We start from the raw sequence: 23,860 nt of genomic DNA on the forward strand, positions 1-23,860 counted from the left end.
TTCCTATCGCACGGATCATGGAGGGTTGAAAGGGCAATTCGTGGCTTGCTGTCCCCTCTATTTCGGGCCACGCTCGGTCGGAACCACAGGATAGAGGGAATACCCTATGGCAAAGCACGGTTATGAGGCGGGTCGGCTGAACCTGCCCTTCGTCGGGATCTCTACATTTGGCAAACGCCCGTATGTGGAAGACTGGGACAGCATCGACGCCGATGTGGCCATTTTGGGCGCGCCGTTCGACTTTGGCACGCAATGGCGCTCCGGTGCCCGGTTTGGCCCGCGCGGCGTGCGCGAGGCCTCGACGCTGTTCAGCTTCGGCCATGCGGGTGCCTATGATCACGAGGATGACGCCACCTATCTGCCGGGCGATGTGCGGATCGTCGACATGGGCGATGCCGATATCGTGCATACCGACACCATGAAAAGCCACGCCAATATCGAGGCAGGCGTGCGCGCGGCCCTGAAGGCAGGCGCGCTGCCTGTGGTGATCGGCGGGGATCATTCGGTGAATATTCCTTGCGTTAACGCTTTTGACGACCAGGGCGACATTCACATCCTGCAGATCGACGCGCATCTGGATTTCGTGGACGAGCGGCATGGCGTGCGCTTTGGTCATGGCAACCCGATGCGCCGGGCGGCGGACAAGGACTATGTGACCGGCCTGACGCAGCTTGGCATCCGCAATGTCAGCTCAACCGCGAAGGAAGGCTATGACGACGCCCGCGCCATGGGCTCGGATATCCTGTCGGTCCGTCAGGTGCGGGCGCTGGGGCCGGAGGCGACGGTGAACCGCATCCCCGACGGCGCGCGGATTTACATCACCATCGACATCGACGCCTTCTGTCCGTCCATTGCGCCCGGCACCGGCACGCCCAGCCATGGTGGGTTTCTCTATTACGACGTTCTGGAGATCCTGCAACTTGTGGCGCAACGGCATGAGGTGGTGGGCATAGATCTTGTGGAAGTGGCCCCGGATTACGATCCGACCGGCTCCACCTCGATCCTGGCCGCACAGGTGCTGCTCAATCTGCTGGGCTTTATCTTTCACGCCCGCGCTCAGAGTTGAGCGCCTCTGTTTTCTGAGTCGGAAAACAGACCGGAAAATGTCTCATTTTCCGCGCCCGGCTGCATCGTCACGCCTCCGATCGGTCTCTGGCACCGGATCATAGCCGCTCTGGCCCCAGGGATGGCACCGCAGGATACGCCGGGCGGCCAACCAGCCGCCCTTGATCCCCCCATGTTTCTGCAGGGCCTCCATCGCATAGGCGCTGCAGGTGGGCTGATAGCGGCAGTTGTGCCCGACCCAGGGTGAAAACACAGCGCGGTAAAACCGCACCGGAAGCGACAGAAGAAACGCCAGCGGGGTCATGTGGCCCCGTGCAGCTTGCGCAGGGCATACCGCAAATCGCGCTCTAACTGGTCGAAGGACACCTCGACCGTGGCCCCGTGTTTGCCGATCAGAACGTAATCCCAGCCCGGCCGGGCCATGTCGGGCAGCACCTGTCGCGCGACATGGCGCAGGCGCCGCTTGGCCCGGTTGCGCATCACCGCATTGCCGATTTTCTTGGAACAGGTGAAGCCTACATGCACATGCGCCGCCGCATCGCCCCGGTCGCGCCCCTGCACAAGCATCGACGATGTGCCCTGCCGCCGCCCCCGCGCCGCCGCCAGGAATTGCGGCCGGGTCTTCATCCCCTTCAGACACGCCAACGCCGCCGGGGGCGTCTTCCCCGTGGTGTCCTCGGGGGCCTCCGGCGGCGTCATGTCTCTACCCTGAAATCGAGAGCTTACGCGCTCAGCGACTTGCGGCCACGCGCGCGGCGGGCGTTCAGGATTTTGCGGCCGGCCTTGGTGGCCATGCGCGCACGGAACCCATGGCGGCGTTTGCGAACCAGGTTCGAAGGTTGAAAGGTGCGTTTCATCGCGCCATCTCCGGTGTCTGCGGGCGTTGCTGAGGAATCGCAGCACACCCAAATCTCATCTCGAAGCCCGGTCTATAGAGGGGTGATGCAGGCAAGTCAAACCCGTCTGCGGCCAATTGCTACAAAAACCGTGGCGTACGGCCCACATAATGTTACAAACACCACCGATCCGGGGCAATTGGTGTCCAATCCCATCACCGCTGATCACCGCGCCGTGAGGCCTGTAGCATTCCAAGCCAAACCAGAGCATCTAGGGGTCAACGCAATCAAACCGGACGATCCCATGGACAATGTTTCTCCGACCCACAAGAGCGGTTTGCTGCGACATGCCCCTCTTGCCGCGATCCTTGTCGCCGCGATTGTTGGCTACTTCACGTTGGGGGACTACCTCAGCTTCGACACCTTGGCGGACAATCGCGAGGCGCTAATGGTCTATCGAAACGATCATTATGCGTTGCTCGCCGTGTCCTTCATCATCATCTATTTCGTGATCGTGGCTTTCTCCTTGCCCGGCGCGGCGGTGGCGTCGGTCACCGGTGGGTTCCTGTTCGGGCTGGCGCAAGGTACCGCGTTCAACGTGATCGCCGCCACCCTGGGCGCGGTGGCGATCTTCCTCGCGGCTCGCTGGGGGCTCGGACGCACCCTTGCCGCCAGGATGGACGCCTCGGAAGGCACCCTGAAACGGATAAAGAACGGCCTGCACGAACATGAAATCAGCGTACTTTTCCTGCTGCGCCTTGTTCCGGCTGTGCCGTTCTTCGTGGCCAATCTTCTGCCTGCGCTCGTCGGGGTCAAGTTTCGCAACTTCCTGATCACCACCGCCCTCGGGATCATTCCCGGCGCGCTGGTCTTCACCTGGATCGGCGTCGGTCTGGGCGAGGTCTTTGACCGCGGCGAGCGGCCCGACCTCAGCCTGCTGTGGGAGCCTCAGATCCTCGGGCCGATCCTCGCGCTGAGCGCGCTTGCGGCTCTGCCCATCCTGATCAAGGCCGTCACCGGCAAGAAAGGCATCTGACCATGGCCAAGCTTAAAGCAGACCTGCTGGTCATCGGGGCCGGTTCGGGCGGGCTGTCGGTTGCGGCCGGCGCGGTCCAGATGGGGGCATCCGTGATCCTGCTCGAAGGGCACAAGATGGGTGGCGATTGCCTGAATTTCGGCTGTGTCCCGTCGAAGGCGCTGATTGCCTCCGCCAAGGCCGCCCATGGGCAGGCCCATGCCAGTCAATACGGCGTCGCAGATGTCACCCCGAGGGTGGATTACGCCGCCGCCAAGGACCATGTGGCCGATGTGATCGCCCAGATTGAACCGGTGGATAGCCAGGACCGCTTCGAAGGGCTTGGCGTGCAGGTGATCCGCGAATTCGGTGCCTTCATCTCACCGACCGAGGTCAAGGCGGGCGAGGATATCATCACCGCCCGGCGGATCGTGATCGCCACCGGCTCCTCCCCTCTGGTTCCGCCTATCCCGGGGCTGGACACGGTGCCGTATGAGACCAATGAGACGCTCTTCGATCTGCGCGAGAAACCCGAGTACCTGCTGATCATCGGCGGCGGTCCCATCGGCATGGAAATGGCGCAGGCCCATGTCCGGCTTGGCTCGAAGGTAACGGTGATCGAAGGGCAAAAGGCGCTTGGCAAGGATGATCCGGAACTGGCCTCCATCGTGCTCGACAAACTGCGCGCCGAAGGGGTGGAGATCGTTGAGGGCGCCATGGCCGCCGAGATCCGGGGCAGTGCAGGCGCAATCGAGGTGCAGGCAAAGGATGGCCGCCTCTTCAAGGGCTCGCACCTGCTGATGGCCGTCGGGCGCAAGTCCAACACTGACCGGCTCAATCTGGAGGTTGCGGGCATCGAGACAACGCGCTCCGGTATCAAGGTTGACGCGGCCATGAAGACCACCAATCGCCGGGTCTATGCTATCGGGGATGTGGCGGGCGGTCTGCAATTCACCCATGTGGCCGGCTATCATGCGGGGGTGATCATTCGCTCTGCCCTGTTCGGCCTGCCCTCGAAGGCGAAGACATCACATATCCCCTGGGCCACCTATACCGATCCCGAACTGGCGCAGGTGGGGCTGACTGAGGCTGAGGCCCGCGAGGCGCATGGCGACGCGTTGGAGGTGGTGCGCTTTGCCTATGAGCATAACGACCGCGCCATTGCCGAGCGCAAGACGACCGGGCTGATCAAGGTGATGGTCCTCAAGGGCCGCCCGGTTGGTGCGTCCATCGCAGGCGCCCAGGCGGGCGAGCTGATTTCTCTCTGGGCGCTGGCACTCGCCAACCGCATGAAGATGAGCCAGATCGCCGCGATGGTCGCCCCCTACCCCACGATCGGTGAAATCAACAAACGCGCCGCCGGGGCCTATTTCTCGCCGCGCTTGTTTGATAATCCTAAGGTCAAATGGGTGGTCGGGCTCGTGCAACGCTGGCTGCCCTAACTGTCACATGGGATCCGCATGCTGAACTCCCTCTCTGGCCGTTTCGTCATCCTGACCGCCGTCTTTGTGATGATCGCGGAAGTGCTGATCTTCGTGCCCTCCATCGCGCGCTATCGCGAGGAATTTCTCATGGACCGGCTGGAGCGCGCGCAGATCGCGTCACTGGCCCTTCTCGCCGAGGATATGATCGACCAGTCGGTGCAGGAGGAACTGCTGCAAAATGCCGGCGTGTTCAACGTGGTGCTGCGCCGGAACGAGGCCCGGCAGCTTGTGCTTTCCGCGCCGATTCCGGCTCCAATCTCCCAGACCTACGATTTGCGGGATGCCGGAGCATTCGAGCTTATCCGTGACGCCATGAACCGGCTGAGCACCACCGAACCGCAGGTGATCCGGGTGATCGGCGATCCGACCAATATGGGGGGGCTGCTGATCGAGGTGACGCTGGAGACATCCGCATTGCGGGCCGCGATGGTGGATTACGGGCTGCGCATCCTGGTGCTCTCCGCCGTGATCTCGCTCGTCACGGCCGTGCTGCTCAACCTCGCTGTGCGGCGGCTGCTGGTCAAACCGATCCGGCGCGTGGTCGGACATATGAAATCCTACGCCGAAGCCCCCGAAGATGCACGCCGGGTGATCGTGCCCTCCGCCGGGGTGCGCGAGTTGCGCGAGGCCGAGGAATCCCTGCAAAACCTGCAAACCCAGCTCACCAGCGCCCTGAAGCAACGCGAGCGCCTGGCCCAGCTTGGATCCGCCGTGGCAAAGGTCAGCCATGATCTGCGCAATATCCTCACCTCCGCGCAGCTCTTTACCGACCGGATCGAGATGTCCGAAGATCCCACCGTGAAGCGCATGGCCCCCAAGCTCGTGGGGTCGATCACCCGCGCCGTGCACCTGTGCGAAGCGACCCTCGCCTTCGGCAAGGCAGAAGAGCCCGCCCCCACGCTCAGTGTCTTCGCGCTCGAGGATATCGTGGGCGATGTCATCGCCTCCGAACGGCTCTCGGTCGAGGATCACGACCTCAGCTTTGCAATCGACATTCCGGCCGACATGCGCGTGCGCGGCGATGCCGAGCAGCTCTACCGCGCCATCCAGAACCTCGTGCGCAATGCCAGACAGGCCATCGTCAACAGCGGGGCCCCGGGCGAAATCTCGGTCAGCGGCTCGGTCGAGGACGACGCCTGGCTCATCCGCGTGACCGATACCGGCCCCGGCCTGCCCGCCAAAGCGCAGGAGCACCTCTTTACCCCGTTCCAGAGCGCAGGCACGCGCGGCGGCACCGGGCTCGGCCTGTCGATTGCGATGGAGCTTGTGCGCGGACATGGCGGTGCGCTGACGCTGGAGCGCACCGGCACGGAAGGTACCACCTTCTGCATCCGCCTTCCGCGCGGGTCGGTGAACGGCGCGGCATAAATCTGACACAAGCCTCTTGCAATGCCCGGGCGCAGCAGATAGATGCTCACTCCGACGGACCGATAGCTCAGCTGGATAGAGTACTTGACTACGAATCAAGGGGTCGGGGGTTCGAATCCTCCTCGGTCCGCCACCGTCACCCTCCGGGACAATCGATGGACATGGCGCGCCTGAAAGGCCTGAAAAGGCATGGCGTTCCCTGGCGCCAGACCGCACACGGCAGCCCCGGGGGCCGCCTCAGAAATCAAGCTGCATATAGACTAGGTAAGGCTGTAGCGCGCGATCGTTTTCGCCTTCGGGGTAATAGTCGATCTCACGAAAGCCGAGTTTGCGATAGAGCGCTTGCGCTGCCGTGTCGTAGATCCCTGTATCAAGCAGAACGCGGACAGCGCCCAGGCGCTGCGCATGCGCCAGTGCCGCCTCCATCAGCCTGCGCCCCAGGCCCAGTCCCCGCGCCGATGGCTGCACGAAAAGGCGCTTGATCTCACAGGCATCCGGCCGGATCATTTTCAGGAACACACACCCGTGCAAAGCGTCATGCTCGTCGAGCACCACATGCAGCCCCCCGCTGGGAGGCAGATAATCCTCGATATGCTCGAACGTGGTTTCAACCAGCTCGTCAACGGACATCTCAAGCCCGGAGACCGCGCGCAGCTCTTTAATCTCATGCGCAAGGTAATCATGCACCAACACCCGCAAGGGCGCGTCGTCGCTCAGTTGCTCAAGGGCGATGGTCTGCACCGGTCCCACCCTCCGTTCCGGATATGGTGCACAGCTTAGACGTCCCGGGGATCCGCGCAAGGGACACTGCGCGGATCATCCCCTGCGTTGGTCCCGCATCCGATCTTGCCTCCCGCAGCGCGCTGGGTGACACTCTTGCTTGGCGCATGCGCCTTGCAGGGTCCTTGGCAGAGGCGACAGAATGAATACTCCACGATTCAGGAGCCGCCGCGCCTCAGGGAAAGGCGCGCGATGACCCTGCCCTTGTCCACCTTCGTGCTGATCGCAATATGCGGCGCTGCGGGCGCTCTGGCGCAACTGCTGGGCCTGCCCCTGCCCTACATGCTGGGCCCGCTGCTGGCCTCGGGCCTTGCCGCCACGGCAATCCCGCACCGCCTGCCTGCCTTTCCCTGGCTGATCGAACTGCGCCTGGTGTTCATCGCCGTCATCGGCCTGGTGATCGGCACACAGGTGACGCCCGAGCTTTTCGCACAGGCCCATGCGCTCATGCTCAGCATCCTGGCGCTGGCGGTGTTCGTGCTGCTCAGCGTGGCATGGAACTACACCGTTTTTCGCCGCCTGGGGCGCTATGACCGCGCCACCGCCTTCTACTCCAGCGCCCCCGGTGGGCTCTATGAAAGCATCGCATTCGGCGAGGCCGCCGGGGCCGATGCCTCGCGGCTCATCCTGCAACAATTCCTGCGGGTGATCATGGTCGTCACATTTCTACCGATCGCGCTCTCCATCTGGCATGGCGAGGCGGTGGGCAGCGCCGGAGGCATGAGCCTCGCGGGTGAGCATGTTCCGCTCTCGCGTCTGCCAATCATTGTGCTGGCCGTCGCACTAGGCGTGGGGCTGGGGCGTTTCGGCCGCCTGCCCGCAGGTCAGCTTACCGGCCCTCTGGCCATCGGGGCGCTGTTGTCGCTGACCGGGCTGGTGCAGATGGAAATCCCGCAATGGCTGGTGAACCTCGCGCAGGTCGTGGTCGGCACCGCCCTCGGCATGCGCTTCACCGGCATCTCCCCCGCCCGCCTGCGACAGGCCGCAGGGCTGGCGGTTGTCTCTGTGGGCGGAATGCTTGCGCTGGCGGCCCTCATGGCCTCTCTGATGGCCCCTTTGACCGGCGAAGGCTTCGAGGTCATGCTGATCAGCTTCGCCCCTGGCGGGGTCACCGAAATGGCGCTGGTGGCCCTCAGCGTGCCCGCCAACCCGGCCCTGGTCACGCTCTATCACATCATCCGCATCCTGATGACGGTTCTCGGCCTCACCCTCTCGGCCCGCTGGCTGAAATCCCGGCTTTGACAGAGCGTCTGCTTCGCGTTATCTGAACAATTGTTCATTTCTGACCCAGGAGACCGCCATGCGCATCGAAGATACCGCCGCCGTGATCACCGGAGGGGCCTCTGGGCTCGGCGAAACCACCGCCCGGCACTTTCGCGCGCGGGGCGCACAGGTCACCTTGCTCGACCGGGATGCCGCACGTGGCGAGGCCGTCGCCACCGAGATCGGCGCCAGTTTCGTTCAGACCGACGTGACCGATGAAGCCTCGGTGCGCGCCGCCATCGCCAGCGCGGTGGATGTCATGGGCACGCTCACCGCCGCGGTGAACTGCGCGGGCATCGCCCCTGCGGCCAAGACCCTGGGCCGTGACGGGCCGCATGACCTTGCGCTCTTCCAGTCGGTGATCAATGTCAATCTGATCGGCACGTTCAACGTCGCCCGCCTCGCCGCCGCGGAAATCGCCAAAAACGCGCCTGAGCCCGATGGCAGCCGGGGCGTGATCATCAACACCGCCTCCATCGCCGCCTTCGAAGGCCAGAAAGGCCAGGCCGCTTATGCCGCTTCCAAAGGCGGTGTGGCGGGGCTGACCCTGCCGATGGCGCGCGACCTCACCCGCGAGGGCATCCGGGTCATGGCGATTGCTCCGGGCATCTTCCTGACGCCGATGCTGCAGGGCCTGCCACAAGAGGTGCAGGATGCGCTTGCCGCCGATGTCACCTTCCCCAAGCGCCTGGGCGATCCGGAAGAATATGCGCGCCTTGCCGCCTTCATCGTCGAATGCGGCTACCTCAATGGCGAAACCATCCGCATCGACGGCGCGCTTCGGATGCAATAAGCCCCCGGCGCCTCTCTTCATCTGTCCAGAAAGGCTCACAGACCACGCCGGACCCGGGCGCCACCTGCCAGATACCGACCATAGCCCGCACCAGGCATCTTGATCCGGTCCTTGCTGGAACACTGCATGCCTTCAGTCAGCAAGACCCACTGACGTCTCTCCAGCCTACCGCATGGGCGATTTCGGCATATGAGGGGGGCTATGCATCTCACCGAAGCGCAGGTATGACGCCTCCCACACCTTCACGCCGGTGCCATCCATGGCAAACACAGGCCGTCCGATGTAGTCGGTGCGGATCAAGTCAGACTTCGAGAGTTTCCCCGTGAGTTTTGGCGTGATTGATGGGGCTCGACACTTCAACGGAAAATCCACTTAGCTCAACTCTTCAGATTTCTCAGGCCATCTCTCATGAACTTTTCAATAATCCCTGCATGCCACGTCACAAGGCCGACAAGGGGGTATCCACACCATCAGTTCTGGTTGAGGCATGACCCGGAAACAATGGCGAGCGTCTTGGCCCCGAATGGGCAGAGCCGCAGATGGCGATGTTGGAACCGATGGGGCGATACCATGGCGGAAGGTGAGGACTACCCTAGGGGGGTGGGCAGACTGCCCACCCTACTTGCTGGATATGGATAGCCGGAGGAAACAATATCTATATGTATTGGCGGGCAGGCAAACCATCACCGTTCCACCATATTTCTAAGTACTCTGTTGGACCATCCTGAATTACCTCAACGGGGTTTGACCCAACGAGAAATCTTGCTCCGCCGGGATACACTGAAAGACCTGATAGAAACTGCCCAATCATCTTTTTTTGGACATCAGAGATTCTCACATCACCCCAATTTTCTTGGGTCTCGGCCCATACAACTGAATGCTTTATGACAATGCCTGCTTCTGCTTGAGATGGCGCATGCAGGTAGCGGATTTCTATTGTGAAGAGATCGATACAGATGGAAACAATATTGCCCTCTACTTTGTCGAAGATATTGTGCACTTTATGCCCTTCCTCAATTGGGAACAAACACTGGGTTGCCGGGTATCGGTGTATGTCCTGCTTCCGATGCCGGTGTTACAGTATGTCCAGAGTACGGGGAAATAACTTGGCCCGAACTATTGTAAAATACCAAGTACCCGTTTGGATATCGACTACCATACTTTGAGCCCGCTGATCCTGAACCGGAGCCGGGTGGCATGTATCTAATACAGTTCCTTCTATCAGCTTTCTGGTTTCCGAACGGATTCTGACTCGATCCTTTAGGGCAAAAGAAAATTGCTTGGCTGGTGGGGTCGGAGTTTGCGGAACAATTACTAAGATCGAAACCATATATCTTTCCAAACCATGTGACACGACCGCCAAGAACTTGTTTCGCGCTGGGCGGTAGAGCCGAATGTGGCCGGAATTCTTCACCGCCGGATGGAGCCGGGCTAGTACCTGCCCACCACTCCGATGCACCTACATAACTGTTCTCCCAAGCCTGTTCGCCTGTAGGATCAGTGTACCTCCTTGAGTTCTGCCGCGCATACCCATACACGCTCGCCCCATCCACCAATCCCAACGGATCAGCCTGGATGTACCTCCCGAGCGTCGGATCATAATCCCGCATCCAGTTTTGGTGCTGGCCGCTTTCGGATTGGAACCACTGGCCCGGGAAGCGGAGGTTGATGTTAGGGCCGATACTGGTATGCACACCGCCGAAGGGCAGGTATGACGCCTCCCATATCTTCACGCCGGTGCCATCCGTAGCAAACACAGGCCGCCCGATGTGATCGGTGCGGATGTAGTAGATCACACCATCCTCGACCACGGCAACGGGCGTATTGCCCATCCAGATGTATTCGCGCTGGAGCTGCACCGGATCGGCATAGTCGCAATCCCCGCAGGACGGCCCGCCGCAGGGATTGGTGGGGGCAAAGACGTATTCGGCTTTAGGGTTATCGACGAAACACAGGTTCGGGACGCGTCCAGATCGCGCGCTACTGGTTTTCCTCAGCCTCTTGAGCGGCGCGTTCGGCCTCGATCTCGCGCCAGCGCGCCACGTTGGCGTTGTGCTCGTCCAGCGTGACCGCAAAAGCGTGCCCCCCGGTGCCATCGGCCACAAAGAAGATATAGGGCGTCTGATCGGGGTTCACCGCGGCCTCCAGGCTGGCGCGGCCCGGATTGGCAATGGGCGTGGGTGGCAACCCGTCGATTACATAGGTGTTCCAGGGTGTTTCGGCGCGCAGCTCGGACTGGCGCAGACCCCGGCCAAGCACCCCCTGCCCCTTGGTGACGCCATAAATCACCGTCGGGTCGGTCTGCAGCCGCATCCCCTGATTCAGCCGGTTGACGAAGACGCTTGCCACCTGCCCGCGCTCCTCGGCGACGCCGGTTTCCTTCTCGATGATCGAGGCCAGGATCAGCGCCTCATAGGGATCGGCCAGCGGAAGACCGTCGGCACGGTTCTGCCAGGCCTGCGCCAAAAGCGTATCCTGCGCCCGGCGCATCCGCTCCAGCAGCGCCTCGCGGGTGTCGCCCGCGGCGACCTCGTAACTGTCCGGCGCCAGGCTCCCCTCCGGCGGGATCTCGGCCACTTCGCCCTCCAGCACGTCCACCGCCTTCAGCCCCTCGACGATCTGCCAGCTGGTGACACCTTCGGCAATCGCCACGCGATAGCGCGTATCGGCCTTCGCCCGCACCTCGCGAAACTCTGTCGGCACCGCGTCTTCTGCCGGGTTGAACTCGGCCTTTTCGACAAAGCGGTTCGTGGCGGGGTCAAGCTCGCGCACCTGGATCTGGCTGCGTGTCACCCCAATGCGATAGACCACCTCCGTGCCACAGGTGCTGGCGCCGCCGCGGGTGATGATATCGGCAATCTCGGCCATGGACGCCCCTTGCGGGATCAGCCAGCTGCCGGCTTTGAGCTGGCTTGACTTGTCCGTATAATCGGCCCCGATCCGGAACACCGAGGCGCTGCTCACCGCCCCCTCTTTTTCCAGGTCCTGCGCAATGCGCCGCATGGACGACCCGCCCGGCACCTGCAGGCAAATCTGCTCTTTCAGCGGGCCCACGGCGTTATAGCTGCTCTGCCCCCAGAGGATCACCCCTCCCAGCAGGAACACCGCAACGACCAGAAATGTCAGCACGTTCGACGTGATATGCCGCCACATGGCTTAACCGACCTTCTTGAACAGAACCGATGCGTTGGTACCGCCAAAGCCGAAGGAATTGGAAAGCGCCACGTTGATCTCGCGCTCGCGCTTGACCTTGGGGGCAAGATCCAGAGGGGTCTCCACCGCCGGGTTGTCGAGGTTGATCGTCGGCGGGGCGACCTGATCGCGGATGGCCAGGATCGAGAAAATCGCCTCGATCGCCCCGGCCGCGCCCAGCAGGTGCCCGGTGGCGGATTTGGTCGAGCTCATCGTGGCCTTGGAGGCCGCATCGCCCAGCAGGCGCTCGACCGCGCCCAGCTCGATCGTGTCGGCCATGGTCGAGGTGCCATGCGCGTTGATATAATCCACATCGGCAGGCGTCAGGCCCGCGCGCTCGATCGCCGCCGTCATCGAGCGGAAGCCGCCATCGCCATCCTCGGCGGGCGCGGTGATGTGATAGGCGTCGCCCGACAGGCCATAGCCCGCCACCTCGGCATAGATCTTGGCACCACGGGCGACGGCGTGATCATACTCTTCCAGCACGACGATCCCTGCACCCTCGCCCATGACAAACCCGTCGCGATCCGCATCATAGGGGCGGCTCGCCGCCTTGGGATCATCGGCGCGCTTGGTGCTGAGCGCCTTGCAGGCGTTGAACCCGGCAATGCCGATCTTGCAGATCGCCGCCTCGGCCCCGCCCGCCAGCATCACGTCGGCATCGCCAAGCGCAATAAGCCGCGCCGCGTCGCCGATCGCATGCGCGCCGGTGGAACACGCGGTCACAACCGAGTGGTTCGGCCCCTTGAAGCCATAGCGGATGCTCACCTGTCCGCTGATCAGGTTGATCAGCGCGCCAGGAATGAAGAAAGGCGACACCCGGCGCGGACCTTTTTCGGCGATCAGAAGCGAGGTTTGCTCGATACTCTGCAACCCGCCAATGCCCGATCCGATCAGCACACCGGTGCGCAGGCGGCTTTCTTCGTCCTCCGGCTCCCAGCCCGCATCCTTCACCGCCTGTTCGGCGGCAGCGATGCCATAAACGATGAAATCATCGACCTTGCGCTGTTCTTTAGGCTCCATATAGGCGTCGGCATTGAACGTACCATCACTGCCATCGCCATGCGGCACTTCGCAGGCATAGGTGGTGGCCAGCCCCTCGGTGTCGAACCGGGTGATCGGGCCCGCACCGGATTCACCGGCCAGAAGACGGCTCCAGCTTTCCTCGACCCCGTCCGCCAGTGGCGTGACCAATCCCAGACCCGTGACAACGACTCGCCGCATATTCCTGCCCTCACCTAAAGATATGCTTTGGCTGCTCATACCCCGCCTTGCCCCCCCGGGGCAAGAGCAGGGCTGGCATGGCGCGGGTTAGAGGAACTCCGCCTTGGGCTCTGGTTTGGCCGCGGCGAACTCCAGCGCGTCCTTCAGGTCGATATCCTTCGACATCAGTGCACGGCCAATCAGCGTGCCTGCGATGTTGGGCATGTATTTCAGCCGCACCACGTCATCGGCCTGCTTGACCGTACCGCGGGCAATCACCGGATGGCGGGTTTTTGCCGCAAGCCCTGTAATCACGCCCAGCGTGCCATCGGTATCGCCGATATCGGCATCGATATCGGTCACGATGATCCCGGCCAGCGGCGCTTGGTCGAATTCGGCGATGAACGCCTCGGGGCTGAACGCGGAGGGCTGACGCCAGCCATCGGTCATCAGCTTGCCTTCGTAAATGTCGATCGCCAGAACGATCTGATCCGGATGCAGCTTGGCCAGCGCCTTGACCAGCTCCGGGTCCTGTGCGGCCATCGTGCCGATGACGATGCGGCCTGCACCCTTGTCGATCCAGCGGCTCACCACCTCGCGCGAGCGGAAGCCACCGCCCAGCTGCACCGGGATCCCGGCGACGCGGATGATTTCTTCGAGCAGCTCGTTGTTGTTGCCGTCGCCGATCAGCGCATTGATATCGGTGACATGCATCCATTCGGCACCGGCGTCGGCAAAGCCGCGGGCAATATCGAGCGGATCCTTATGCCAGATCACCGGCTCTTCCAGCCGACCACGGGTAAGAGATACGGATTTGCCGTTATGCAGTTCGAGAGTGGGATAGATGATCATGGCAACACGCCCCTTTTCGAAGATCAGCGCCGGTTATTCCCGTCGCGAGGAACACCGATAAACCTAGCGCATGTGCGCGCTGTCTTCAAATCGGCATGATATGCACCTTTCGCGCCGCTTTTGAATAATCTTCAGGAACGCGCGGGCGGATTCGGGCAAAGTCGGCCACGGCCCGTCGATAGCGACACACGGCGCGAAACGCTCTATGCTGACAGCACAGACAAGGAACAAGGCGCGCCAGATGTACAAGCTCTATTACGCCCCGGACTCCGCCGCGATGGGTATACGCACTGTGCTTGAGGAAATCGGCGCGCCCTATGCGTTGCTCGACACCTCGATTGAGATCGGCGGCCCCAGACCCGCCGAACAGCTCGCCATCAATCCCAATGGCTGGGTGCCGGTGCTGCTCTGGGACGGCGGGGCGATGTATGAGGCCGCGGCGATCACGATCTACCTCTGCGACCGCCACCCCGAGGCGCGGCTTGGCCCTGCCCCCGACGATCCGACGCGCCCGCTGTTTCTGCAGACCCTCGTCTACTTCTCCAACGCCGTACAGAACGCCTATCAGCTGACCTATTACCCGCATCGCTTCGCGGACACCCCCGACGGGGAGGACGGCGCCATCCGTCGCGGCATCCGCCGCCTGCGTGAGACCTGGGGCGTGATCGATGACCAGTTGGGCACAAACGACTGGGTGCTCGGCGCCCGGTTCAGCGCGGCGGACATCTATCTCTACATGCTCACGACCTGGCTCAGCCCGGACATGGCGCATCCCCCGCTTGACGATTTTCCCAACGTGGCGCGCATTGCCGTGAAAGTGGCGCAGCGCCCCAGCGTGCGCACGGTCTACGGAACCTGACATCGCGCGCCACCACGGCCCGCCGCAAAAAGAAAAAGCCCCGCCAAATGGCAGGGCCTTTCCCGTAACTCGAAAGAGCGTCGTGCTTACGACGCGCCTTTGATGAAGCTGACCGCATCGCCAAAGGTCTGGATGGTCTCGGCGGCGTCATCGGGGATCTCGATGCCGAACTCCTCCTCGAAGGCCATGACCAGCTCGACCGTGTCCAGGCTGTCCGCGCCCAGATCGTCGATGAACGAGGCGTTTTCCGAAACCTTGTCCTCGTCCACGCCCAGGTGTTCCACAACGATCTTTTTCACGCGGTCTGCGATATCGCTCATGTCATAATCCTCATCGTCTGTTGGGTATCTGGCACCCGTTTTACCCCAAACCCATTCGGGCAAGCGGCCTTTGAATACGTGCCCCTCGGGGCGGTTTGAACTTGCCCGCAAAAGCAGGCGACCGGGCCGCGTCAGACGCTTTCATCCGGCGATCTGCGCCGCCTATAGCACATGGCGCGGCGATGGCAAATCTTTTCCAGACTTGGCGCAGGCTTCGGCAATTTACAAGCCCGTCCCCTTGCCTTCAATAAATTGTTCCGTAGGAATGCAGATCATCCACAGCCCTGAACGGAGTGCCTCGTGCCTCTTCCCGAAATCCTGTTCTACGCGATCCATCTGCCGCTGCTTCCGGCCTGGGCTCTGCTCTTTTTTGCTCCGGAAGCACGGATCACCCGTCTCTATGTGCATTCCGGCGCAGTGCCGCTGATCCTCGGCCTGGTCTACGCCGGTTTTCTCATAGCGGGTGTTTTTTTCGGCCAATCGCACCCCGATGCCGGGATGCACAATCTCCCAAGCGTGACGAATCTTTTTTCCCATCCGGTTGGCGTTTTGACCGGCTGGAGTCATTTCATCGTGTTCGATCTCTTCGTCGGAGCCTGGATCGCGCGGGACGCACGCGAGCAGGGGCTGGGGCATCTCGGCACCCTGCCCTGCCTGTTTTTCGCGTTACTGTTCGGACCGCTCGGCCTGTTGCTCCACATCCTGCGCCGCCTGGCGCTCGGGCGCGGCATGATGCTCTAGAGCATCGCCATGCCGCCATTCACGTGCAAGGTTGATCCGGTCACATAGCCCGCCTCCTCGGAGGCCAGATAGAGAACCGCAGCGGCAATCTCCTCGGGCGTGCCCATGCGCGCGGCGGGGATCTGCGCGTTGATCTTGGCCTTCTGATCATCGGTCAGCTTGTCCGTCATCGCCGTGGCAATAAAGCCGGGAGCCACAGCATTGGCAGTGATCCCGCGGCTTGCGACCTCATAGGCGATGGATTTGGTCATGCCGACCATGCCCGCCTTGGACGCCGCATAGTTCACCTGGCCCGGATTGCCCGTCGCGCCCACGATCGAGCTGATATTGATGATCCGGCCCCAGCGCGCCTTCATCATCGGGCGCATCACGCCGCGACACAGCCGCATGCTCGAGGTCAGGTTCACATCGATCACGCTCTGCCACTCCTCGTCGGACATGCGCATGAAAATCTGGTCGCGGGTGATGCCTGCATTGTTCACCAGGATATCGACACTGCCCATCGCTTCGGCTGCCTGTTTGGGCAGCGCATCGACGGCCTCGGCATCGCTCAGGTTGCAGGGCAGCACATGGGCGCGGCTGCCCAGCTCCGCCGCGAGCGCCTCCAGTGGCTCCACCCGTGTGCCACTCAGGCCCACCGTGGCCCCGGCCCCGTGCATCGCCCTTGCAATAGCGCCGCCGATTCCCCCCGAAGCGCCCGTCACCAGCGCGGTTTTTCCTGTCAAATCAAACATTCTGTCCCTCATTTCCGGTAAGACGCCCACCCAGGCAATGCTCGGTGCCATATTGCATTGCGACACCAGAGCGGCAAGACTGTAGCCGAAACTATTGATCAAAGACTGTTTTCAGATGGACCAACTACCCGACGCGCTTCACCGTATCTTTGGGGAAGAAAACCTCGAAACCCTTGCTGTTTTTCTGTTCGTCTTTCTGGCCGCATTCGTGGTTCTCAAGAGCCTTATAAAACCGGCCCGGCGTCGCCAACGGTACAGATCGCAACCCGGCCAATGGACCGGCAAACCAAAACTCAAAGTCATCGGAGGAAAGCAAACAAACTCATATCAGGATATGTCCGACCCCACCAATCAGATGGAAGCCGTCGCAAGGGTCCGTTTCCGCCGCAAGAAGCTGCTAAACGGCTCGGAAGACCGTCTTTTCAACCTGGTCGATGAGATCCTTCAAACCACATATCCCGATCTGCGGCTCATGGCGCAGACCAGTCTTGGCGAAGTTATCGAGCCTGTCAGTCAGGACAAACGCCATTGGGCGCGCGCGCAGGCCTCGGTCAACTCAAAGCGTCTCGACATGGCCATTTTTAACACCCACGGCATGCTGCTTGCTGCCATAGAGTTTCAGGGCAGCGGGCACTATTCGCAAAAGACCTTCATGCGCGACGCGGTAAAGAAAGAGGCCCTGAGGCGCGCCGGTATCACCCTGATCGAGGTTCCCAATAATTACTCGTCCGAGTCGATCAACGCATTGCTTCGGCAACACCTGCCGACAGCGGGCCCCGACAATCGCAGCTCACCCAAGACCTGAGCTTTGCCGGATGCCGGATGCCGACCGGATCATCGTGCATCCCGATCACGACAGCCCTGACAAAGCTCGTGCGATTTTCAGCCCTTGATCGCCGCAACCGCCGCTGTCACATCTTCGGGCGTGCCCACGGCCAGGGTGGCGATCTCCCGGTCGATCCGGCGCACCATGCCCGAAAGCGCCTTGCCAGCGCCGATCTCGACCATCTCGGTCACGCCCTGCGACCCCATATAGGCCACCGACTCGCGCCAGCGCACCGAGCCTGTCACCTGTTCCACCAGAAGCGCGCGGATCACATCGGGGTCACTGACCGCCTCGGCGCGCACATTTGCCACGACCGGCACCGCGGGCGCCTTGATCGCCACCCCGGCAAGGGCCTCTTCCATGACATCCGCCGCGGGCTGCATCAGCGCGCAATGGAACGGCGCGCTCACCGGCAGCAGCATCGCGCGTTTTGCGCCTTTTTCCTTGGCGATATCGACCGCGCGGGCCACCGCCTCGGCCGTGCCCGACACCACCACCTGCCCGGGATCATTGTCATTGGCCGCCTGACAGACCGCCCCCTGCGCGGCCTCCTCGGCCACGGCGCGCACCGCTTCCAGATCGAGCCCCAGAATGGCGGCCATTGCCCCCTCGCCCACCGGAACGGCCTTTTGCATCGCCTCGCCGCGGGTGCGCAGCAGCCTTGCGGTATCGGCCACGCTCAACGCACCGGCAGCGGCCAGCGCCGAATATTCGCCCAGGGAATGCCCGGCAACGAACTGCGCATCGGCAATCGTGACCCCTTCGGCCTCCAGCGCGCGCATCGCGGCCAGCGACGTGGCCATCAGCGCCGGTTGCGCATTCTGGGTCAGCGTCAGCTCTTCCTGCTCTCCCTCCCAGATCAGTGCGCTCAGCTTCGTGCCCAAAGCCTCATCCACCTCGTCAAACACCGCCTTCGCTGCCGGATAAGCCTCGGCCAGCGCGCGGCCCATGCCGATGGTCTGTGCCCCCTGGCCGGGGAAAATGAATGCTCGGGTCATTTGCTGCTCATGCCTCCCAATTCCTGTCGCCTTGGGATAGCCTGCAATGCGCGCCCTTGCAACGCCCTGCGCCGATGAACAGGCGACGTGCGAATCTTCACGTTGTTCTTAGGCGCGCGTCGGACCATTCTCGGCGCATTCACAAGACGAGGCTCCCCATGTCGCACCGGCACAACACCCTTACCCGCTATGGCAGCGTCGCCAAAAGCTTTCACTGGCTCACAGCGCTTCTGATCCTGACCATTGTGCCGGTCGGCCTTGTCGCGCAGAACCTCGCCGAAACGCTGGCACAGGCCGACACGGCCCCGGATCAAACCCTGATATCACGCGCCACCTTTTTGTTTTCGCTGCATAAAACACTTGGCATGACAGTCTTTTTCGTAGCGCTGCTGCGCCTCCTCTGGGCGGTCACCCAGACCAAGCCGGGCCTGCTCAATGGCGACAAATGGCTTGAGGCCCGCGCGGCCGAAACCGTGCATTGGCTGCTGTACGGCTCCCTCATTTTGGTCCCGCTGTCGGGCTGGGTGCATCATGCCGCGACCACCGGCTTCGCACCGATCTGGTGGCCCTTCGGCCAGTCGCTGCCCTTCGTGCCCAAGGATGACGCGCTGGCCGAGACCGCCGCGACCCTGCATCACCTGCTGATCTACGTGCTTGGCGGGGCTCTGCTGTTGCACATCGCGGGCGCGCTGAAACATCATCTGATCGACGGGGATGCCACCTTGCGACGCATGTGGCCGGGCACGACCGAAGCCCATCCGACCGCCGTTCAGCCCGGCCATGCCCTGCCCGCTCTTGGCGCCCTGCTGGTTTGGGCGCTCGTGATCGGCGGCGCGGCCTCGCTGGGTTGGTTCAAAGCGCATGAGGTCCGCTCCACCACACCCGTCACTCTGGCGGCGGAGGGAGGCAACTGGCAGGTGCAGGAGGGCGTGCTTCAGATCACTGTCACTCAAATGGGCTCCGAGATCACCGGCAGCTTCTCCGACTGGTCCGCATTGATCCAATATGCCGAAACGCCCGACGAGACCGGCAAACATGGCGAGGTAGAGGTCACGATCGGAACCGCTTCCCTCACTCTGGGCACGGTCACTTCCCAGGCGCTGGGGGCCGGTTACCTGCAGGCCGATGCCCACCCCACGGCCCTTTTCAAAGGCGATATCATAAGCGTTGACAATGGGTTGCAAGCCAAAGGTAATCTGACGATCCGGGATGTATCGGTGCCCGCCACCCTGCCTTTCGATCTGAGCATTGACGGCGACACGGCCGAAGCCAAAGGCGCGATGACGGTTGACCGGCGCGATTTCAACATGGGGCTCGATGTCACCGATGAGGGGTCACTGGCCTTTGCCGTCGAAATCTCTTTCGACCTGACGGCGATGCGCGCGCCGTAAACCGCGCGCCGCTTTCGGCCCGGCGGGCTAGCCCTCGGCCTTCTCCGCCAGCGTCAGCCACTCCTCTTCCGCTGCCGCCAGAGCCTCCTGCCGGGTGACCAGTGCCTCGCTCGCCTTGCGGAACTTGACCGGCTCTCGGGTGAAAAGCTCCGGGTCGGCCATCAGCTCTTCGAGCTTGGCAATCTCCGCTTCCAGCCGCTCGATCTCGCCGGGCAACGCCTCCAGACGATGTTTCTCGGTAAAGCTCAGCCCCGTTTTCACCGCCTTCGGCCTGGCCTCCACTGCGGCCGGCTTGGGTTGGGCCTTGTCGCGCTTTTCCTCTGCTTTTTCAGGCCGCTGTGCACGGTAATCGCTCCAGCCGCCGGCATAGGCCACCGCCTGCCCGTCGCCTTCCATCGCGATGGTCGTCGTCACCACGCGGTCCAGGAAATCCCGGTCATGGCTGACCAGAAGAACGGTGCCGTCATAATCGTCCAGCAACTCCTGCAACAAATCCAGCGTCTCGATATCAAGGTCATTGGTCGGCTCGTCCATGACCAGCAGGTTGCTTTCGCGCGCCATCAGCTTGGCCAGCAATAGCCGCGCCTTCTCGCCGCCCGAGAGGGACCGCACCGGCGCGCGTGCCTGGGCGTCGTCAAACAGAAATTCCTTGAGATAGCCCACCACATGCCGGGGCGCGCCGCGCACCATCACCTGATCGGCCTGGCCTGACACCCGCATTTCCTTGTCGCCGGTCAGGCTGTCCCAGAGGCTCATATCCGGGTCGAGCCCCGCCCGCGCCTGATCAAACACCGCCGGAGCCAGCTTGGTGCCGTGGCTGACCTTGCCCATATCGGGCTCGATCTCTTTCATCAACAGTTTCAGCAGCGTCGTCTTGCCCACCCCGTTGGGCCCGACAAAGCCCACGCGATCGCCACGCTGGATCTTGATCGAAAACGGCTTCAGGATGAGCTTTCCATCATAAGACTTTGTAATCGCTTCGGCTTCGATGACTTTCTTACCTGATTTCGGCCCCGCCTCCAGCGCCATCGCCGCGGTGCCCTGCCGCTTGATCTGGGCTGCGCGTTCCGCCCGGAGCGCCTGCAGGGCGCGCACCCGGCCCTGGTTGCGCTTGCGCCGGGCGCTGATCCCTTCCACGGCCCATTTCGCCTCCGACTTGATCAGCCGGTTCAGCTTGTGCCGCGCCTGATCTTCTTCCTCCCAGACCTTGTCGCGCCAGGCTTCGAACGCGTCAAACCCCTTGTCCTGACGGCGTGTCATTCCCCTGTCAATCCAGAGGGTTGCGCGTGAAAGCTCGCGCAGAAAAGCGCGGTCGTGGCTGATCATGACAAAAGCTGATCGCGTGGTGCCCAGCTCCCGTTCGAGCCAGCGGATCGCCTCGATATCCAGATGGTTCGTCGGCTCGTCCAGCAACATCAGATCCGGGGCCTCGGCCATGAGCTTGGCCAGCGCTGCCCGCCGTCTTTCCCCGCCCGAGGCGGTCTGAACCGCGCGCGCGGGATCAAATTTCAGCCCCTCTCCCGCGCGCTCCACCTTGTAAAGCTCGCCTGCCTCCAATCCGCTGGTGGCAAAATCGCCCAGTGTGGCAAAACCCGTCATGTCCGGATCCTGCTCCATATACCCTACCGAGCTTCCGGGGCTGAGGCTCACCTGCCCGTCATCGGGCAACACCAGCCCCGCCATCACCTTCATCAGCGTGGATTTACCCGATCCGTTGCGCCCCACCAGCGCCACGCGGTCCCCGAGCTGGATGACAAGGCTCAGGTCATGGAAAAGAGGATCGCCGCCAAAGGTCAGCGAAATATCCGTCAGTTGAAGAAGCGGTGCACGGGCCATGCGCGCGGGCTACCCTGCGCCCCGGCAATCGTCAAGCTACTGCGCAACCGCGCGCAGAAGCCGCTTGCGGGCGGGCGGGATCGCGTCGATCTCCAGCCCGGTAAAGACATGCAGCGTGTTCATCTGCCGGTCCACCACCGCATGATCGCTGACCCAGCCCCCCATCATCAAGTAACTGCGCAGCAGGGGCGGCATGGCCAGCATCGCCGCTTTCATGTCGGGCCGCTGCCGCCGCAGGGCCTGCGCGAAGCGAAACACCGAAGGCGCCTTGACCCGTGGCCACCAGCGGCGCGGGGCCAGGTGACGCTCTTTCAGCATGGCGAAAGCGTCCAGATACCCCGCCTCGTCCGTGCCCTTGAACGACGAACAGCCAAAGAGCATTTCGACATTGTTTTCATCGACATACCGCGTCATCGCCCCCCAGGCGACGCGCAGGATATCGGGGTCATGATGGGCAGGATGCACGCAGAACCGGCCCATCTCCACCATCCGCCCCTTGAAGCCCGCCAGGGCCGATAACTCGTAGAATTGCGCAGAATAGCTCCGGTCGATCTCGCGCCCGTCAGTCAGCGGCAGAATGCGGAAGCAACAGACCAGCCTGCCCGTCTCCACCTCTTCCACCAGATAATGCGTACACCGCGCATCAAACGCGTCGCCGTCGCTTTCGCCCTGACCGGCAAAGGCCAGATGCCGCAGCGCCTGCGCCGCCGCGATATCGGCCTCAGTCTCGGCGATACGGGCCTGATACCGGCCTTTGGCGAGGGTCGGAGGGGTCATCCTGCCAAGCTCCACACATCTACCCTTCAAGTGGTAGCATGCGTGCGGGCCCGCACAAGCGTTTAGAAGAAGTCGGCCGGGTTCAGGTTGCCGAAATTGCCGAGAATCTGACGCCAGAAGCCATTGCCCACCACCGAACTGTCGGTCACGCGGCGCGACAGGGCGACGACCTTGCCATCCTCCAGCCCGAACCGCTCGATATTGGCGATGGTGCCTGTTTCGTCAAAGCTGATGGCGAGGATCTGCCGCTCCACCACTTCGGGGCGGAACATCCCGTAACTGCGCACCCGGCTGCGCACGTAATAATAGTCACCCCCCGCCAGCAGCCCCGCGGATGATGGCGCGCCGATCAGGTCATCCACTGTCGCACGCGAATCCACCCCGACCACCAGCTCGGCCAGATCCGAGTCGGACGGCACATAGCCATGATTCTGATAGGTGGCTGAACAGGCCCCGAGGCTCAGAAACACAAGCAGGCACAGGAAGGATTTTGCCCTGGAAATCATTGCAAACATCTATGCCCTCTTGATCTTGGCCCGAAATGCCTTTTATCCCGCTTACAACAAGGTGGCCCCGAGGTTCAAGAAAGTTAAAGAGAGGACGAGCGCGAGATGAGCAGACCAGACACATCCGCGACCCGCCTGACCGTGGCCGAACTGCCTGCGCGCAAGCCTTACCGCTTCGACATTCGCCCGGATGCGGAAGCCTTGACCGCCCTGATCGAGGATCTGGAGCTGCTGGCCCTGCGCAAGCTGCGTTTTCACGGGATGCTGGAGCCCGAAGGCCGGGATGCCTGGCGGCTCAGCGCAGAGCTTGGGGCCACGGCGGTACAGCCCTGCGTGGTCACGCTGGAGCCGGTCACGACCCGCATCGACACCCCCGTCAGCCGCCTGTTCCTGCGCGACTACGCGCTGCCCGAGGTCGAGGGCGAGGTCGAGATGCCCGAGGATGACAGCACTGAGCCGCTGGGCAAAGAGATCGACCTTATGGCAGTGATCCGCGAATCTCTTGCCCTTGCCCTGCCCGATTACCCGCGTGCCGACGGGGCCGAGTTGAAAAACGCGGATTTTGCGGCCCCCGGCGTGACCCCGATGACAGACGCCGATGCCAAACCTTTCGCCTCTCTGGCCGATCTCAAGGCAAAACTTGATAATCGTGACGACGAGACGTGAGAAATCGCTTGCTCCTACAACAATTCACTGTATTTTCGCGCTTTCACGGATTTTAGGGTTGAACCGGTGGCTCTGGACAGATTAAGAGCCGCGCAACCCATCTGAAACGGGCCGCTTGGCCCCCAAAGTTAAGTTAAGGTTGTGACATGGCTGTCCAGCAGAACAAAGTCTCGAAATCGCGCCGCAACAATCGCCGTGCGCATGATGCCCTGGTTGCGGCAAACCCCAACGAGTGCCCGAATTGCGGCGAACTGAAGCGCCCGCATCACGTGTGCTCGGCCTGCGGTCACTATGCCGACCGTGAGGTTGTGTCCCTGGTTGACGACGTCGATCTGGACGAAGACGCGGCATAACC

At 62.5% G+C, this 23,860-nt stretch carries 27 protein-coding genes and 1 tRNA gene; 13 read left to right on the plus strand and 15 right to left on the minus strand.

The features are described 5' to 3' along the window. Positions 1-106 precede the first annotated feature (106 nt). Positions 107-1,066, plus strand: a complete 960-nt coding sequence (gene speB, locus EI983_RS10100; RefSeq protein WP_157707283.1) for an agmatinase — start codon at positions 107-109, stop codon at positions 1,064-1,066. A 42-nt stretch (positions 1,067-1,108) separates the two neighbouring features. Here the strand turns inward: speB and yidD are convergent, their stop codons facing one another. Genes yidD through rpmH form a run of 3 tightly spaced genes read right to left on the minus strand, consistent with a single transcriptional unit; the run spans position 1,109 to position 1,922 of the window. Continuing rightward, complete coding sequence (gene yidD, locus EI983_RS10105) at positions 1,109-1,369, minus strand: membrane protein insertion efficiency factor YidD (RefSeq protein WP_157707284.1); 261 nt, start codon at positions 1,367-1,369, stop codon at positions 1,109-1,111. Further along, positions 1,366-1,764, minus strand: coding sequence for a ribonuclease P protein component (gene rnpA, locus EI983_RS10110; RefSeq protein ID WP_157707285.1), 399 nt, complete (start codon positions 1,762-1,764; stop codon positions 1,366-1,368). Before rnpA ends, yidD begins: the two co-directional genes overlap by 4 nt. Positions 1,765-1,787: 23 nt before the next feature. After that, positions 1,788-1,922, minus strand: coding sequence for a 50S ribosomal protein L34 (gene rpmH, locus EI983_RS10115; RefSeq protein ID WP_012177012.1), 135 nt, complete (start codon positions 1,920-1,922; stop codon positions 1,788-1,790). Positions 1,923-2,205: 283 nt separating this feature from the next. On the opposite strand from rpmH, the gene EI983_RS10120 reads away from it, so the two are divergent. From EI983_RS10120 to EI983_RS10135, 4 genes are all read left to right on the plus strand, one after another. Next, positions 2,206-2,937, plus strand: coding sequence for a TVP38/TMEM64 family protein (locus EI983_RS10120; RefSeq protein ID WP_157707286.1), 732 nt, complete (start codon positions 2,206-2,208; stop codon positions 2,935-2,937). A gap of 2 nt (positions 2,938-2,939) precedes the next feature. Continuing rightward, a complete protein-coding gene (locus EI983_RS10125) occupies positions 2,940-4,358 on the plus strand; it encodes a dihydrolipoyl dehydrogenase family protein (RefSeq protein WP_157707287.1) in 1,419 nt (472 codons plus the stop codon). Between the two features lie 18 nt (positions 4,359-4,376). Further along, positions 4,377-5,768 (plus strand): sensor histidine kinase, encoded by a 1,392-nt coding sequence (locus EI983_RS10130; RefSeq protein WP_157707288.1) that lies wholly within the window; start codon positions 4,377-4,379, stop codon positions 5,766-5,768. A gap of 56 nt (positions 5,769-5,824) precedes the next feature. Continuing rightward, positions 5,825-5,901: transfer RNA gene (locus EI983_RS10135), tRNA-Arg, on the plus strand. Positions 5,902-6,005: 104 nt separating this feature from the next. Here EI983_RS10135 and EI983_RS19225 read toward each other — a convergent pair. Continuing rightward, positions 6,006-6,509 carry a GNAT family N-acetyltransferase gene (locus EI983_RS19225; RefSeq protein WP_246162112.1) on the minus strand — a complete coding sequence of 168 codons (504 nt, stop codon included), beginning with the start codon at positions 6,507-6,509 and terminating at the stop codon, positions 6,006-6,008. 231 nt (positions 6,510-6,740) lie between these two features. On the opposite strand from EI983_RS19225, the gene EI983_RS10145 reads away from it, so the two are divergent. Together EI983_RS10145 and EI983_RS10150 are read left to right on the plus strand one after the other, a co-directional pair. Further along, entirely contained in the window at positions 6,741-7,790 is a 1,050-nt protein-coding gene (locus tag EI983_RS10145) for an AbrB family transcriptional regulator (RefSeq protein ID WP_157707289.1), read from the plus strand. A 58-nt stretch (positions 7,791-7,848) separates the two neighbouring features. Then, entirely contained in the window at positions 7,849-8,604 is a 756-nt protein-coding gene (locus EI983_RS10150; RefSeq protein WP_157707290.1) for an SDR family NAD(P)-dependent oxidoreductase, read from the plus strand. A gap of 655 nt (positions 8,605-9,259) precedes the next feature. Here the strand turns inward: EI983_RS10150 and EI983_RS10155 are convergent. From EI983_RS10155 to EI983_RS10175, 5 genes are all read right to left on the minus strand, one after another. Beyond that, positions 9,260-9,604 (minus strand): hypothetical protein, encoded by a 345-nt coding sequence (locus tag EI983_RS10155; RefSeq protein WP_157707291.1) that lies wholly within the window; start codon positions 9,602-9,604, stop codon positions 9,260-9,262. Between the two features lie 13 nt (positions 9,605-9,617). After that, on the minus strand, positions 9,618-10,700 hold the full coding sequence (locus tag EI983_RS19525; RefSeq protein ID WP_157707292.1) for an RHS repeat domain-containing protein: 1,083 nt from the start codon (positions 10,698-10,700) through the stop codon (positions 9,618-9,620). Continuing rightward, a complete protein-coding gene (gene mltG / locus EI983_RS10165; RefSeq protein ID WP_157707293.1) occupies positions 10,585-11,757 on the minus strand; it encodes an endolytic transglycosylase MltG in 1,173 nt (390 codons plus the stop codon). The genes EI983_RS19525 and mltG overlap by 116 nt, the downstream gene beginning before the upstream one ends. 3 nt (positions 11,758-11,760) lie before the next feature. Continuing rightward, a complete protein-coding gene (gene fabF, locus EI983_RS10170) occupies positions 11,761-13,020 on the minus strand; it encodes a beta-ketoacyl-ACP synthase II (RefSeq protein WP_157707294.1) in 1,260 nt (419 codons plus the stop codon). 87 nt (positions 13,021-13,107) lie between these two features. Next, positions 13,108-13,851, minus strand: coding sequence for a 1-(5-phosphoribosyl)-5-[(5-phosphoribosylamino)methylideneamino]imidazole-4-carboxamide isomerase (locus tag EI983_RS10175; RefSeq protein WP_157707295.1), 744 nt, complete (start codon positions 13,849-13,851; stop codon positions 13,108-13,110). Between the two features lie 241 nt (positions 13,852-14,092). On the opposite strand from EI983_RS10175, the gene EI983_RS10180 reads away from it, so the two are divergent. Further along, positions 14,093-14,710 (plus strand): glutathione S-transferase family protein, encoded by a 618-nt coding sequence (locus EI983_RS10180; RefSeq protein ID WP_157707296.1) that lies wholly within the window; start codon positions 14,093-14,095, stop codon positions 14,708-14,710. An 86-nt stretch (positions 14,711-14,796) separates the two neighbouring features. Here EI983_RS10180 and EI983_RS10185 read toward each other — a convergent pair whose 3' ends face one another. Further along, positions 14,797-15,030, minus strand: a complete 234-nt coding sequence (locus tag EI983_RS10185) for an acyl carrier protein (RefSeq protein ID WP_157707297.1) — start codon at positions 15,028-15,030, stop codon at positions 14,797-14,799. Positions 15,031-15,330: 300 nt separating this feature from the next. On the opposite strand from EI983_RS10185, the gene EI983_RS10190 reads away from it, so the two are divergent. Further along, positions 15,331-15,771, plus strand: a complete 441-nt coding sequence (locus tag EI983_RS10190) for an ABA4-like family protein (protein ID WP_157707298.1) — start codon at positions 15,331-15,333, stop codon at positions 15,769-15,771. On the opposite strand, the gene fabG is transcribed toward EI983_RS10190, so the two are convergent. After that, positions 15,768-16,505, minus strand: a complete 738-nt coding sequence (fabG, locus tag EI983_RS10195) for a 3-oxoacyl-[acyl-carrier-protein] reductase (protein ID WP_157707299.1) — start codon at positions 16,503-16,505, stop codon at positions 15,768-15,770. The genes EI983_RS10190 and fabG overlap by 4 nt on opposite strands. 94 nt (positions 16,506-16,599) lie before the next feature. Between fabG and EI983_RS10200 the strand changes: the two genes are divergently transcribed. Further along, complete coding sequence (locus EI983_RS10200; RefSeq protein ID WP_157707300.1) at positions 16,600-17,310, plus strand: DUF2726 domain-containing protein; 711 nt, start codon at positions 16,600-16,602, stop codon at positions 17,308-17,310. 77 nt (positions 17,311-17,387) lie between these two features. Here EI983_RS10200 and fabD read toward each other — a convergent pair whose 3' ends face one another. After that, positions 17,388-18,329 (minus strand): ACP S-malonyltransferase, encoded by a 942-nt coding sequence (fabD, locus tag EI983_RS10205; RefSeq protein WP_157707301.1) that lies wholly within the window; start codon positions 18,327-18,329, stop codon positions 17,388-17,390. Between the two features lie 158 nt (positions 18,330-18,487). Between fabD and EI983_RS10210 the strand changes: the two genes are divergently transcribed. Then, positions 18,488-19,720, plus strand: coding sequence for a cytochrome b/b6 domain-containing protein (locus tag EI983_RS10210; protein WP_157707302.1), 1,233 nt, complete (start codon positions 18,488-18,490; stop codon positions 19,718-19,720). A 27-nt stretch (positions 19,721-19,747) separates the two neighbouring features. Here the strand turns inward: EI983_RS10210 and EI983_RS10215 are convergent, their stop codons facing one another. From EI983_RS10215 to EI983_RS10225, 3 genes are all read right to left on the minus strand, one after another. Beyond that, a complete protein-coding gene (locus EI983_RS10215) occupies positions 19,748-21,556 on the minus strand; it encodes an ABC-F family ATP-binding cassette domain-containing protein (RefSeq protein ID WP_157707303.1) in 1,809 nt (602 codons plus the stop codon). 36 nt (positions 21,557-21,592) lie between these two features. Next, a complete protein-coding gene (locus EI983_RS10220; protein ID WP_157707304.1) occupies positions 21,593-22,333 on the minus strand; it encodes a GNAT family N-acetyltransferase in 741 nt (246 codons plus the stop codon). A gap of 62 nt (positions 22,334-22,395) precedes the next feature. After that, on the minus strand, positions 22,396-22,848 hold the full coding sequence (locus tag EI983_RS10225) for an outer membrane protein assembly factor BamE (RefSeq protein WP_157707305.1): 453 nt from the start codon (positions 22,846-22,848) through the stop codon (positions 22,396-22,398). Between the two features lie 96 nt (positions 22,849-22,944). Between EI983_RS10225 and EI983_RS10230 the strand changes: the two genes are divergently transcribed. Next, positions 22,945-23,505: a YceD family protein gene (locus EI983_RS10230; RefSeq protein ID WP_157707306.1), complete on the plus strand. Its 561-nt coding sequence runs from the start codon at positions 22,945-22,947 to the stop codon at positions 23,503-23,505. A 146-nt stretch (positions 23,506-23,651) separates the two neighbouring features. Then, positions 23,652-23,858 carry a 50S ribosomal protein L32 gene (gene rpmF / locus EI983_RS10235; RefSeq protein WP_157707307.1) on the plus strand — a complete coding sequence of 69 codons (207 nt, stop codon included), beginning with the start codon at positions 23,652-23,654 and terminating at the stop codon, positions 23,856-23,858. Positions 23,859-23,860: the final 2 nt, after the last annotated feature.

Origin of the sequence: Roseovarius faecimaris (assembly GCF_009762325.1) — a bacterium.
GTDB classification, from domain to species: domain Bacteria; phylum Pseudomonadota; class Alphaproteobacteria; order Rhodobacterales; family Rhodobacteraceae; genus Roseovarius; species Roseovarius faecimaris.